Annotated in this window: 11 protein-coding genes; 5 read left to right on the top strand and 6 right to left on the bottom strand. The window is 59.7% G+C overall.

What is annotated here, in order from left to right:
- Nucleotides 1-6: 6 nt before the first annotated feature.
- The 3 genes from B2246_RS20510 to B2246_RS20500 all read right to left on the bottom strand — a co-directional run bounded on the left by B2246_RS20510 (nt 7) and on the right by B2246_RS20500 (nt 3,229).
- Nucleotides 7-1,074 (bottom strand): HlyD family secretion protein, encoded by a 1,068-nt coding sequence (locus B2246_RS20510; RefSeq protein ID WP_008650804.1) that lies wholly within the window; start codon nt 1,072-1,074, stop codon nt 7-9.
- A gap of 12 nt (nt 1,075-1,086) precedes the next feature.
- On the bottom strand, nt 1,087-2,619 hold the full coding sequence (locus tag B2246_RS20505; protein WP_286880664.1) for an efflux transporter outer membrane subunit: 1,533 nt from the start codon (nt 2,617-2,619) through the stop codon (nt 1,087-1,089).
- Nucleotides 2,620-2,848: 229 nt separating this feature from the next.
- Nucleotides 2,849-3,229 (bottom strand): hypothetical protein, encoded by a 381-nt coding sequence (locus B2246_RS20500; protein ID WP_186425379.1) that lies wholly within the window; start codon nt 3,227-3,229, stop codon nt 2,849-2,851.
- Between the two features lie 324 nt (nt 3,230-3,553).
- Between B2246_RS20500 and B2246_RS20495 the strand changes: the two genes are divergently transcribed.
- The 3 genes from B2246_RS20495 to flhC all read left to right on the top strand — a co-directional run bounded on the left by B2246_RS20495 (nt 3,554) and on the right by flhC (nt 6,497).
- The gene (locus tag B2246_RS20495; RefSeq protein ID WP_286880663.1) at nt 3,554-5,230 is read left to right on the top strand and encodes a diguanylate cyclase domain-containing protein; all 1,677 of its coding nucleotides are present in this window, start codon (nt 3,554-3,556) and stop codon (nt 5,228-5,230) included.
- A 301-nt stretch (nt 5,231-5,531) separates the two neighbouring features.
- Complete coding sequence (flhD, locus tag B2246_RS20490) at nt 5,532-5,849, top strand: flagellar transcriptional regulator FlhD (protein WP_008650808.1); 318 nt, start codon at nt 5,532-5,534, stop codon at nt 5,847-5,849.
- A 15-nt stretch (nt 5,850-5,864) separates the two neighbouring features.
- Nucleotides 5,865-6,497, top strand: a complete 633-nt coding sequence (flhC, locus tag B2246_RS20485; RefSeq protein WP_008650810.1) for a flagellar transcriptional regulator FlhC — start codon at nt 5,865-5,867, stop codon at nt 6,495-6,497.
- A gap of 312 nt (nt 6,498-6,809) precedes the next feature.
- On the opposite strand, the gene B2246_RS20480 is transcribed toward flhC, so the two are convergent.
- The 3 genes from B2246_RS20480 to B2246_RS20470 form a co-directional block, all read right to left on the bottom strand.
- A complete protein-coding gene (locus B2246_RS20480) occupies nt 6,810-7,544 on the bottom strand; it encodes a helix-turn-helix domain-containing protein (RefSeq protein ID WP_035882182.1) in 735 nt (244 codons plus the stop codon).
- A 175-nt stretch (nt 7,545-7,719) separates the two neighbouring features.
- Nucleotides 7,720-8,934, bottom strand: coding sequence for an MCP four helix bundle domain-containing protein (locus B2246_RS20475; RefSeq protein ID WP_234818987.1), 1,215 nt, complete (start codon nt 8,932-8,934; stop codon nt 7,720-7,722).
- A gap of 560 nt (nt 8,935-9,494) precedes the next feature.
- The gene (locus tag B2246_RS20470; protein ID WP_008650814.1) at nt 9,495-10,391 is read right to left on the bottom strand and encodes a hypothetical protein; all 897 of its coding nucleotides are present in this window, start codon (nt 10,389-10,391) and stop codon (nt 9,495-9,497) included.
- Between the two features lie 259 nt (nt 10,392-10,650).
- Between B2246_RS20470 and B2246_RS20465 the strand changes: the two genes are divergently transcribed.
- Nucleotides 10,651-12,111, top strand: a complete 1,461-nt coding sequence (locus tag B2246_RS20465) for a DUF3300 domain-containing protein (RefSeq protein ID WP_286880661.1) — start codon at nt 10,651-10,653, stop codon at nt 12,109-12,111.
- Between the two features lie 36 nt (nt 12,112-12,147).
- Complete coding sequence (locus B2246_RS20460) at nt 12,148-13,062, top strand: DUF2950 domain-containing protein (RefSeq protein WP_035882229.1); 915 nt, start codon at nt 12,148-12,150, stop codon at nt 13,060-13,062.
- Nucleotides 13,063-13,517 lie beyond the last annotated feature (455 nt).

Raw genomic sequence — 13,517 nt, 5'->3', positions numbered from 1 at the left:
CGGTCTTCAAGGTAGTTTGGTGGTCAGCGACGCGGGCCACTCTGCCTTGGCATCGAGCTTGACCCATGCCACGCCCGGCAGCCCCGTCTTGACCACCTTCAGATGCTTGCGCAGCAGATCCGGGTCGATCTTGGCGCGAACCCGGAACATCAGCTTCTGACGCTCGCTTTCCGTTTCGACGGTCTTTGGCGTGAACTGCGCAGTGCTCGAGACAAAGGAGATCTTGGCCGGAATCACATACTCCGGCGCGGCGTCCAGAATGATTCGGGCGTCCTGGCCGATGGCAAGCCGACCGGCCTGTGCTTCGGGCAGGAAGAAGGTCATGTACACATCCGACAGGTCAACGAGGTTCAGTACCTTGCCGCCAGCGCCGAGCACCTCGCCCGGCTGCGCCACGCGGTACTGGATCCGGCCGTCGCGCGGTGCCTTCAGTTCGCTGTCGTCGATATCGGCTCGGATGCGGGCGATAGTGGCCTGCGTGGCGGCGACCGTCGACTGCGCGCCAACTACCTGTGCCTGGGCAGCCTCGATGGCAGACTGGGCAGCGGCCACCTGGGCGCGAGCTGCGGTAACGGCCGCCTGGGCGCTGCGCGCGCGCGCCCGGTCATCGTCCAGTTCCTGGATCGACGAGGCGCCTTCCTTGGACAAGGTTTCGGAGCGTGCGCGCCGGCGGAGCGCCGCGTCGAGCTCGGCCTCGCGCTGGCCGACCAACGCTTCCGACGTGGCCTTGTCGCTCTTGCGCGCCGCGGCCTGCGCCACAGCCGCCGCGGCTGCGTTGATGGCCTGTTGATGCTGGGCCACGGCTTCATCGTGCTGGGCCTCGAGCGTGGTGATCTGCATCTGGGCCAGTGGCTGGCCGGCCGTCACGAAATCGCCTTCAAAGACGAGGATGTCGCTGACGCGGCCAGCGAGCTTGGTCGCCACATCGACCTCGGTGGCCTCGATGCGGCCGTTACCGCGCGCGAAACCTTCGCCGGGGCCGTTGTCACGCAGGCGATCCCACGCGTACCAGCCGCCGGCGACGACAGCGAGCACGACCAGGGCGGGAACGAGCTTGTTGGTAGGAAGCTTCATGGGCCGACTTGGTTAACGAGCAGTAGAAGGTGTGGAGGGCTTGGCGTCAGGCGCTGCTCTGGCGGGCGCAACTTCCGGAGCGGCCACCTCCGACGGCGAGGCGACGGCTGTGCCACCGCCCAGTGCGGCATACAGGCTGACGCGGCTGGCAAGCAGGGCGCGGCGCGATTGGACGGCCTGTTGCTCGATGACAAGCAGATCACGCTCGGCATCGAGGACTTCGAGGAAGGTTGCGGCACCATTGTCGTAGCGCAGCTTCGCCAGTCGTCGGCGTTCGGCCTGGGCCGCCTGTGTGAGTTGCAGAATATCGACCTGTTCGGCCAGCCAGCGCTGCGCGCTCAGGGCATCGGCCACATCGCGGAAAGCATTCTGGATGGTCTTTTCGTATTGGGCTACCGCCTCCACGCGCCGCGCTTTCGCGAGGTCGAGGTTGCTACGCAACTGTCCGCCCTGGAAGATCGGAATGGAAATACTTGGTGCGAAGGACCATACGCCACTGCCTCCACGGAACAGACCATCCAGGTCCGCGCTGGCCGTGCCGGCGAAACCGGTCAGCGTCACTCGCGGGAAGAATGCCGCCCGCGCAGCGCCGATGTTTGCGTTCTCGGCCATCAACTGGTGTTCGGCCGAGACGATGTCGGGCCGGTTCTCCAGTTGCTCGGATGGCAGGCCAGCGTCGATCTGGCGCATCAACTCGGCGTCGTTGACCAGGCCGATGGCCGGCTTGACGTCGGCCGGCGCGCCGACCAGAACCTCCAGCGCGTGAGACTGTGTAGCGCGGTCCTGCTCGAGTTGGGTGACCAGTGCTCGGGCCTGCTGATAAAGGGTAATGACTTCGGTCAGTTCCAGCTTGGATGCGGAACCGACTTGTTCCCGGCGCGTGAAGATACGCAGCGATTCGGCCCGGGTGTCCGTTGTCTGCTTTGCCAGAGCGATCCGTTCGTCGAGCTCGCGAATGGCCAGATACGTCTGCGCCACCTGCGTGATGATCGACAGTGTGACAGCCCGTTGCGCAGCATCGGACGCCAGATAGTTCTGCAAGGCGGCGTCCTTGAGACTGCGAATACGTCCCCAGAAATCGATCTCCCACGTGCTGAGTCCAACGCCAACTTGATATTGACTGCTTATTAGAGGTCGACCAGTCAGATTCAGATCACCGGGTACCCGAGCCCGGGTTCCATCGGCGGATGCGCCGATCCACGGGTATTGCTCCGCCCGCTGAATGCCGTAGGCAGCAAACGATTGCGCGACACGCGCTGCGCCAATGCGCAAGTCCCGGTTGTTGTCGAGCGCTTGTCCGATCAGTGCCTGAAGCTCGGGGTCCGCGTAGAACTCGCGCCAGCCTATCGTGGCGGCTGGCGTGACGGCCGGCGCCGTGGCATCTGGCGACCATGCGGTCCGCACTGGTGCAGCAGGGCGTTCGTAGGTCGGATCCATCGAGATGCAGCCGCCAAGCAGCATCGGGACGACTATCAGTGCCGCGGCTGGCCCGCGACGTGAGATATGACGCTTGATGAGTAACTCTCTGGCAAAGGCAAGTGACATGCGTGGTAGCCATTCCATGCAGGCATCACCGCGCATGGCGCGCCGTGAAATAATCCGGGGGCATGGGGCACGTGGAGTGCCCCGTCAGGGTTTCCCCCCAGAATATCGCAGCTCTGCGTGGGGACTTTGATTCACGACATGAATCTTTTATTTGGCGAATTAAATAAATTCCTCACTATGGTTGCGCCGGATTCCGAATTCAGGCATATGGCAGTCGGCTTTCAATCCCTCACAGGCACTCGAGGTAGTGGTTCATCTCGTCCAGAAGTGCGTGGTAGAAGGCGTCCGGCAGGGGCCGTTCGTCGGCGTGCGCGAGGATTCGCTCCGTACCGGCTCGCAGTTCGTTGGTGATTCCGGCCCGCAGCGCGGTCGGCAGATGGCTGCACAAGGCTCTGAGCAACTCTCGAATAACCAGCAGCCTGGCTCCGTAATGTAGCGACGCATCGCCCAGTACGCCGATATCGCTCATCATGGCACCGAGCGGATCAGCGGGCGTGCCGCCTGATCCTGGGTTCTCGGAGGTGGTGCAGGGAGGTGTCAGTTCGGATCTTGCCTGAGTTGCTACGCCGAATGCGGCGGACTGTGGATTTCGACTCATATTGATCTTCATGGATTAGGTTCGCCTGCATGGAGGCGAAAGTGCGGATAGGCCTCTCTCTCGCGATAGCAGCCTACGCTGCCGTCGCGCCACGCACGGCCACACTCGAGGTGTCTGGTGTCTAACCGATGGGCTGCCGTGCTTCGGTTGCTAATAACGGCCTGCGGATCCAGATATGGGTCTGCGATATTGACCGTGGGCAATTCGCGGCAAGTTGTTGCTAGCCGGAGACGTCGAAGGCAGCGTGTCGCCGACGTCGTCCATGTTGCGCGAGCTCCTGCAATACATATTCCGGCTTCGCCTTGATGCGAATCAACATGGAAGATTGGGGAGGCAGTGAAGTCCCAGTATCCTGCCGACACTTCAACGTTCTTGTTGCAATTCGTCGCTGGCTTTGTGGAAACACCCAAGGCCTGCTGGCCACATTCGTCATTGGGAATGGAATCATATGCCCAACCGCTAAGGCGTCGAGGTATCAAAGCCATAGCTGCCGGGGTCGTCGCCCTGACAGCACTGATCGGCGGAAGCGCGTTCGTCATGCTGAGGTTTGACGGATACGTGAAGGCAATCTACGAGCACAACACCGCGCCGATCAAAGAGCTAGCAGAAATCAGGACACGTGCGACCGACATCCGCCGCTTGCTCTGGCGGCTTGTTGCCTTGCGCGGCCGCGAAGAGGAACGCCAGGCCATCGCGGCCATACATGTGAATCTGAGGGCCATCGACAACGCTTGGGCCCGGTATTGCGCGGATGCGCCAGACAATCAGCACGAGGACGTGCTCGCCACCGAGATCGGGCATCGGCTGACCTTGTTCAGCGGAATCGTCCGGTCTTCGCTGGAGCGGATTCCCTTCGGCGAACACGATGACACGCGCGACTGGCTGGAGCAGAACGTCGAGGCGCTGAATCAGCTGGATACGCTGATCGCGAGCGAGGTCGATCTGAACGTCGCCATGGCGGCCGCGCTTCGGCAGGAAAGTGCCACCATGCTGAGCGTGGTCATCACCACCGCCTTCGTATTTGTGCTGCTGGCGACTGGCGCGACGATTTCGATCGCTATCTTCACGCACCTGGTTCGCCAGCGTGACGACGCCATGGAGGAGTCGCGCTATCACCTCTGGCTGGCGGACCAGGCCATCGAGATGACCCTGGATGGGGTCATGATTACGAATGCGGAAGGGACGATAGAAAAGGTGAACCCCGCATTTTGCCGCCTCACGGGATACAGCCAGGCCGAACTGGTCGGCAACAACCCTCGCATGTTCAATTCCGGACGACAGACGAAGGAGTTTTATCGCGGACTCTGGAAAGCGCTGAGAGAGGCGGGCCAGTGGAAAGGCGAGCTGTGGAATCGGCGCAAGGATGGTGGCGTGTACCTGGAGTCGTTGTCGATTGCGGGCATTTGCGGGGCAAACCACGAGTACACGCATTTTGCTGCTATCTGCACTGACATTACGCATCGGCAACAGACTGTAGAGCGGCTTGGCTATCTTGCCACCCACGACATGCTGACAGGCCTGCCAAACCGGCTTCTGCTCGACGAGCGCCTCAGCCAGGCGCTTGCCCGTGCCAGGCGCATGCCACAGCCGGTTGCACTCATGTTCCTCGATCTGGACGGATTCAAGGCCGTCAACGATACGCTGGGGCATGGCGTCGGCGATGAGTTGCTCATCCTGATTGGGCGGGATCTCCAGAACGCGGTGCGCGATTCCGACACGGTTGCACGGATTGGTGGCGATGAGTTTGCCATCGTTTTGGAAGGCATCGGAGACCAGGACCATCTCCCAACGCTGGCGCGGAGCCTTCTCCGGATGATCCGGTCCGCGCGGCAGATCGGCGAACACCAGGTTTTCGTGACGTCCAGCATTGGCATCAGCGTGTACCCGACGGATGCATTGACACCCGCAGAACTGCTGAGAAAGGCGGATGTCGCTATGTACCAGGCCAAGCGCAATGGAAAAGATGCGTTCTGTTTTGCCTCGTCAATCGGAAGTCCGGACGCCACGCTGTAACAGGAACGCTGGCTCCATTGCCGTGCGGTAATACCCACCGACAAGGAGGAGCACGTGAGGCGGCCATTATTTACGGAAGTCTGATCGTCAATTTAACTCCACAAGGACATGTATCTTGATTTTCATCAAAATTTACATCTATTTATATCGAAAAATATCCCGATAAATACAATGACGATGTCCTGTGATGAAGGTATTTATCGCATTTTGACTATTCACAAATTTCGCCGTCAATATTCCGAAGCGGAGTCTTTTGGTGGGCTAGTATTGGCACATCAACAACGTAGTAATAAATTTAAAAATGGAAGTCGACGACAGGGTCATCAGCATTTCAGATTTCAATCTTTCTTATCTCTTGCTCGCGCAGCGCATGATTCTTGAGCATGACGCAGAAGCCATGTTCCGGCTAGGTGTCAGTCAGGAAGTGGCCGAGATCATTGGAGGGTTGAGCCCCACGCAGTTGGTCAAGCTGGCGCGAACCAACATACTTCTTTGCGCCTTCAGATTCGATAACCATTCACTGCTATCAACGCTGGCAAATGGGTCGCCGCAACACGATCTCCAGCAAATGCACATGGCTATTCTGCTCTCGGCGCACCCCGTGGACTCGATCAACTGACGATGCAGGCAGAACATGACGACTCGGAAGAGTGTCCTTAGAGAAGTAGAGGAGTTCCGGTTGGCGGTGGAACTGGTTGAACTCGGCGCGCGGTTGCAGGTTTTGGAGTCCGAAGTCGCGATATCGCGTGACCGTCTTACCCGGCTCTACAAGGAGTTGCGAGGTGTCTCGCCGCCGAAAGGGCAATTGCCGTCCTCGCCAGAGTGGTTCCTTACATGGCGACCGAATGTGCATGCATCGCTGTTCCTGTCCGCCTACAGGTTTCTGATGGCTCGGGGTAAGCAATCGCGCATCCGCTGCATTGTGTCTGCCTATCGCCTGTACGCGGAGCACATCTCGCTGATAGGCGAGGAATTCACCCTGAGCTTTACGCGAGCCTGGACCATGCTCAGGTTCCTGGACTCTGGCACGTTGGTCAGTTCCACCTGCAAATGCTGTGGTGGTTCGTTCGTCAGGCACAAGTATGACCTGCAGACCAACTTCGTCTGTGGATTATGCGCGCCGCCCCCACGCGCAGCCAAGGGGAAGAAGCTGGCTATGCCCATCGTCGTGCCAGAAGGCTTGCAGCAAACGATATCCATCGAACCCGCGGCGATGAATCGCTCGGAGGACGCATCCTTCCGTCGGATGGGCAATCTGAAGCCCTGAGTTCTGCTTCCCCCCGGCAGTATCGGTATTGGCAGCTTTCTCTATCAACGAGGGGGCTGCGATTCTTCATATTCAGATCCAAGTAATCCGCCTGCACGCAATCTTCCTCAATGGGAAAAAATGCCCTCCAGAGGAGGGCATAAACGCGGATATAGCCAAGTCCAATGGGGAGTAAACTTGACTACATTTTCAATTATATGATTATTTTCAATAAAATAATTGAAATGAACGCTAAAATATTGCATAGACGCAAATTTATGAGCGTGTGAAATGCCAAAATTAATCGCGCTGAAATTAATACCTGACACCACTTCAGTCAGCAAGACAACCATTCTGGAACGATGCCAGAGCGCCTGACGAGCCTTCATATATCAGGCGTAGCCCGTTGAGATCGTTGAGCTTCACGCTGCGGTGTCGGACGGTGATCAGTCCCGTCTCCGAAAGCCTGGAGAACAGGCGGCTGATCGTCTCTAGCTTCAGGCCCAGATAGCTGCCGATTTCCTCCCGGGTCATCCGCAGTTGGAACTCGCTTGCCGCAAATCCCCTGGCGGACAGCCGCGCGGAAAGACTGAGAAGGAACGCGATCAGCCTTTCCTCGGCATTGAGCACCCCAAGCGTTCTCAACATGCCATGGTCGTGACGGACTTCGTTTGCCATGAGCCGCAGGATGTTGTTGTACAGCCCGGGCAGCGCGACAGCAAGATCGCGCAACGCTGTCAGATTGATGCGGCAGAGCCGGGCGTCCTCGAGGGCCACCGCGTGAGACATATATTGCGGGGACACCAGGCTGTCGAGGCCGACCAGTTCGCCGGGAAGATGAAACCCAACGATCTGTACGCGTCCATCCTGGGTGGAAACCTGGCTCTTCAATGTGCCGACACGGATTGCATAGATGGCTTTCACGGGATCACCCAGCCGATAAAGCGATTCGCCCTTATGCAGGCTGATTCGGCCATGTACGACGGAGTCCAGGCGATCGATGTCGCGGCGATTCAATCCACCCGGGAGGCAAAAGCTGGCGAAGGTACATGCAGAGCAGCGAGGCATTTTCAAGTGAGGCGATGCGAGAGGGGCGCAGTTTCCGTAACTTGCTGACCGTTGGCAGCGATGGCTACCCGGAAGGCGAGAGGCGGTGGCGGACACCTGGGTGGTGGCGTGTGCTTGACGCCACCCCCGGCTTTATTGCTTTGGACCCGCAGAGGGAACTCCCTCGTGCGTGAGCTCAGAAGGTTTGCCAGTCGCCGTGACCTGACTTGCCTTCCAGAGCGGCCAGCGCAAACTGGCTGGATGGGTTCATCACATTGGTTTTCGCAACCCTCTTGACGACGGGCGCAGCGGCTTTTGGCACGGAGGCGCGAGGCACGGTGATGGCGCTGGTATCGTTCGCGAGACGGAAGAACATCATGTCCTCCTTCATTCGCCGCGCCTGTTCCTGAAGAGACTGGGAGGCGGCCGCAGCGTCTTCTGCCAACGCGGCGTTCTGCTGCGTGGCTGCGTCAATCTGGCTGTTGGCGACGTGTATTTGTTCAACCCCACGGATTCGCTCATCGGATGTGACGACGATCTCTCCAATAATGTCCGACATCTTGTTGATCACGCGGATGACTTCCTGCATGGATGCGCCGACCTCGCCAGCCTGGCGCGCTCCTTCCTCCACGGTGGCAGAGAGCTTTTCATCCATCAACTTCAGGGCGTCAATCACGCGGCGAATCTCGTCCTGGGTATCGACGACGACAGGCTGGCCAAGCTTTCCTTTGGAAACATCGGTGGCAATATGCAATGCCTTGTCGAGCGGCTTTGTCACCCCACGCGTCAGCAAGGTAGCGATTACCAGCGACAACAGGATGCCGGCGGCGATCAGCAAAGCGGCCATCAACAGGATCGTCTTTGTCATGCCCGAGCTTTCTTTCACGGCCGCTTCCGCCTGCGCGGCGTTGTCGGATATGGCCTTGTCGATCAACTCGTTCAGCCGGTCAGCTTGCGCGGCGACGTTGGCGTCCTGGTATTCCTTGGCCGCAGCATAGTTTTCCGCGCGAAGCAGGGTCAGCACCTTGTCGTTCTCCGGGAGCAGTTCCTGCAGAGAAGCATTGATCTGCGTGGCAAGCTCCCGTTCGCGGGGGGAGGTGATGCCGTTCGGGTAGTAGCGCGCCCAGGCATCCTCGATGGCGGCGCGCGACGCGGCAATGTCCTTCTCGGCCTGTGCAGTGGCTTGCGGTGAAGCTTCGACCTGCGCACGCCAGAGATTCATACGTATACGCAAGGAATGCGCCCTGACCGAAGCCACGCGAATAAGTGGTGTGGTATTGGACGCGTAGAGTGCCTCGATGCGCTCACCAAGCGTGGACAGTCCATAATAGCCAAATGCGCCAACGCCGGTCAGCAGTAATGCAAACAATGCGAACCCCGCTATAAGCCTGGATTTGATGCTGATAAGCATATTCTTCATTTTCTGAAAAACGAACCTTCTTTCGCTTGCATTTGTATGGAAATGTAACCACACGCCATGATGCGAAATAGGACCAGAAACGCCAACGGGGTCCAGGATGGCCACTTCATTAAAGCCTTACGGATTGCGGCCAACCCTCTTGAGACACTGATACTTGTTCAGATCAAAATGCATTTGAATTTATTTCACACTCAATCCTATATAAATGGGATAGATGATGGTTGTAGATTATTGACTATGATCAACATTTGGGCGCGCCGTGCATCAAATAGCGCACATTAATGGCATGAAACTGGCCGAAAAGCGCACAGCCATAGGGCAGACGTAAACTTGGTATGGTATGCCGCCGCCGGTTTTTGAAGGCGCTAACGAGAAATATCTGAATACATCACGGCGCGTGCGAGCGCGGGCATTCAGCGCAAGACCGAAGTCCGATGTCAGTTATGGGATTTGTTTTCTGCACCAAAATGGATCGATAATAACCATATTGGTGCAAGACGGAGGAAGTCGATCGCAACAACTCTCAGCCGATCGGTTTTGCGATATCCGCCTCAGAAGCTCGCCGCCAGTCCGAGGGAAACACCAGAAACATTATTGCCAAACACATATCGGACGACGGCCCGCACACGTGTCACATACACCTCGTGCGCGGTGGTATCCAGTTCCAGTCCCGCTCCCAGCGTTGTCAGGTAATTGAATCCCAATACTCCCGCCTGCGCGCCAAAGTAATGAGAATGGGAGAGTTCGAGCACGTATCTGAGCGGGCGATCGAGTGCGATCAGACCGGTCGGGGCGCGCCAGCGCGCATAGAGATTCGCAGTTTGCGAGGTAACGGATCCTTGCACCGATGGCGCGGAACCGCCGAAGCTCTGCAAATGGATACTGGTGTAGCGGAGCTCGATATCAATGTCGTGCTCTGGCCGGTAGTGTTCCCAGTCCAGCATCAGCGCGCCACCCAGGCCGTAGGCATTCAACGTGCCACCGTTGAGAAAGTTGATGTCGCGGTCCGTCACGTGCTGGACAACCGCCGTGGCAAGCTTGAGGTCACTCGACACATTGCCCAGCGAAGCGTTGAGGATCGGGCGGATCACCAGTTCCTTGTCGTCAGTTAGCGGAAAATCCCAGCCAATACCGACCGTTCCGGCAAAAGTGTTCCAGCGCGTGGGAAGCAGGCGCGATTCCGCACCGTCCGTCGATACAAAGGTCGGATCGTAGCGGCTGTACGCGATCGAGCCTTCGAGATAGAGCGGAAACGTCTTGCTCATCGTGAAGCCGCCGCCAAGCTGCGACATGACGATGCCGGGGTTGTCCGTCTGGGCACTTTTGATCGACAGCGAACTCGATGCCAGATCCGGCACGACCGAATAGCTCATCAGCGACAGCACGGCGTTGGCCTGCCGTTGCACACCGGGTCCGAAAATTTGCGCCTGGGCGTGCGCGGCCGGCATGGCGGTCGCCATTACCAGAAGCAGCGCCCCACTGCACGCGAGGGCGCTGAACGTACCCGGTCGATGTTTCCGTTTCGTGACACGGTCCATGCGTTCGTCCGAGATGTCCTGCAAACCTTGTTCCTGGCGGAAGCGTACCGTTGGTCCGTTCGCTCGCGTATTGGACCAAGGTTCCATTGCGGGTAGCAAACGGGGCATCTATAAGATCACCATATTGGCATCGGTGCGGGCGAAACCGATGTGGTGTCAGGAGGCTGCCATGACGCGTTGCAGCGTGCGACGACTCAACTGGATCGGAGCATGGATCATAGCTTGCTTCCTAGCAAGCATCGGTAGCGCCTGGGCGCAGGAGAATAGCGCCGGCCCGGCGTCATTCAAGCCCGAGGAGCTCGAAGCGCTGGTCGCACCGATCGCGCTTTATCCTGACTCCGTGCTGGCGCAGGCGCTGATGGCGTCGACCTATCCGCTCGAGGTGGTACAGGCAGCAAGATGGGTTAAGGCCAACCCCAACGTCAAAGGGGATGCCGCCATCAAGGCGGTCGAGAGTCAGCCGTGGGACGTCAGCGTGAAATCGCTGGTCGCGTTTCCGCAGGTGCTGGAGCCAATGAGCGACAAGCTCGACTGGACCCAGAAGCTCGGCGACGCGTTCCTGGCGCAAGAGAAGGACGTGATGGCGGCGGTACAACGGCTGCGCGCCAAGGCCCAGCAGTCCGGCAACCTGAAATCCAACGAGCAGCAGAAGGTCATCGTCGAACCGCCAGCGCAGGCCAGCGGCGGCGCGACTGGTGGGGGAGGCACCACCCAGACCATCGTGCGGATCGAGCCGGCCAATCCGGAGGTGATCTACGTACCGTCGTACAACCCCACCGTCGTCTATGGCGGGTGGAGCTATCCGTCCTACCCGCCGTATTACTGGCCGCCGTCACCTTATTACTATCCGGGCGGCGCGCTGATGACCGGCTTCGCCTGGGGCGTTGGACTGGCCGCCGCTGGCGCGATCTTCTCCAATTGCAACTGGGGCGGTGGCGACGTCAATATCAACGTCAACAAGGCGGCGAACATCGACCGCAACTTCGACCGAACCAAGGTCCAGAACGGCAACCGCTGGCAGCACGATTCCAGCCATCGCAAGGGCGTGGCGTATCGCGATAACGCCACGCGGGAAAAGTTCGGCAACAACGTTGGCGGCGCCGACAGGCGCAACGACTTCCGTGGCCGCGAAGGCGCAGGAGACAGGGCAGGTGACCGTGCCGGAAATCGGCAAGGCGACCGCGCAGGGGATCGTGCGGGCGATCGCGGTGGTGACAGGGGCGGCGATCGTGGCGGTAACCGCGCCAGCACGGGCGACCGCATGGGCGGCTCGGATCGTGCAGGCGTTGGTGATCGGAGCGCCGGAGGCGGGAACCGTGGCGCGGGCGTCGGCGACCGGAGTGCCGGCGTTGCCGACCGAAGCGCTGGCGGCGGCAATCGAAACAGCTACGGTGGCGGCGGACGCGACAATGCCTTCCAGGGCGTGGGCGGTGGCAACACGGCCCAGCGTGACCTGGATCGTGGCCGGGCCAGTTCCAGCCAGGCAGGCTTCAGCGGTGGTCAGCGTGGTGGTGGTGGTGGCGGCGGCGGTGGCTTTAGCGGAGGGGGAGGACGCGGCGGTGGTGGATTCAGCGGCGGCGGCGGACGCGGCGGTGGCGGTGGTGGCCGTGGCGGCGGCGGAAGGCGTTGATATGCGACACACCGGCGTATGCAGAAGGGGACATTCATGCTCGCTTTGACCCGTATCTTGCGAATGGCCATCACGGCCACCGCGGTGCCGCTCGTGCTGATGCTCGGCCTGGTGCCGGCTGCGCATGCGCAGAAGTCGTTCGCCACTCCCGAGGCCGCGATGAACGCGTTTGGCGATGCGGTCACCACGAGCAACGACACCGCCATCGACGCCATTTTCGGGAATCAGGCACGTCGGCTGATCCCGCCACTGGGGGCCGAGATTCGCTACAAGTTCCTGTCCGCCTGGAGCCAGTCGCACTCGATCCAGAAGCAGGACGACAACACGGCCCGCATCGCCGTCGGCAATGATGGCTGGACGATGCCCATTCCGCTGGTCAAGCGCAACGGACAGTGGCAGTTCGATACGCAAGCCGGTCTGACTGAAATCCGCTTGCGCCGGATCGGCCGTAACGAGTTGTCGACGATCCAGACCATGCTGGCGGTCTACGATGCGCAGCGCGAATATGCGAGCACCGATCATTCGGGCGACGGAATGCTGGTCTACGCCGCGCATCTGGTCAGTTCGCCTGGCAAGCGTGACGGCCTGTATTGGCCGACGTCGGCCGGCGAGCCCGAGAGCCCGCTGGGGTCAGCCTTCCTGCGCGCCGTGGGCCGCAATGCCAGTGCAGAGGGCTATAACGGCTACCGGTTCAAGTTGCTCACGTCGCAGGGGCCTGCGGCACCGGGCGGACAGTACAACTACCTCGTGAATGGCCGCTTGTTCGGCGGGTTCGCGGTACTGGCGTGGCCTGTCAAGTACGGCGAGACCGGCATCAAGAGCTTCATCGTCAATCACGAAGGGCAGGTCTACGAACGCGATCTGGGCAAGAACACGAGCGCGCGCGCCGATGGCATCCAGTCATTCGATCCGGTGCCGGGCTGGAGCAAGGTATCCGCCACTGCACCCTAGCGGGAAATTAACAGGCGGAAGTACCGCAGACTCCGCTTCGGACTTCCAGATATCTGACTAGTGAGATAAAGCTCGCAGTAATGCGAGCTTCTTTTTTTTTTGCGCCGCGAAGTTGCGATTGCTTTCCCTAAAGGCCCGAGTTAATTTTGACAGGACGCAAAGTTAGAAACCAATGAAAACGAAGTGGCCCACATCTGCTGGGGCCACCAGCACGGATTCCTGGCCGGTTCCTCTGGAACTGGCGCCGGACGTTGAGTCGGATTTAGTCGTAGTCGCTTGGGGTAAGCGCTCAGGGATGCCGTATCGAGCTGGATAGCCGCGCGGGCTTGCTATGTTCGCGCGCGGCGACACGCCGTTATTCCGTTCCCGGGACATCCCCAGCATCTTGGAGGGATGTCATGTCATTTGTTGTCCTGCCTGTCGTGCTGTCGGGTCTGGCGTCCCTGGTTGCAGTG

The sequence above is a fragment of the Cupriavidus sp. UBA2010 genome, from assembly GCF_002335265.1.
GTDB classification, from domain to species: Bacteria; Pseudomonadota; Gammaproteobacteria; order Burkholderiales; family Burkholderiaceae; genus Cupriavidus; species Cupriavidus metallidurans.
This window is presented reverse-complemented; position numbering and strand designations above follow the sequence as displayed.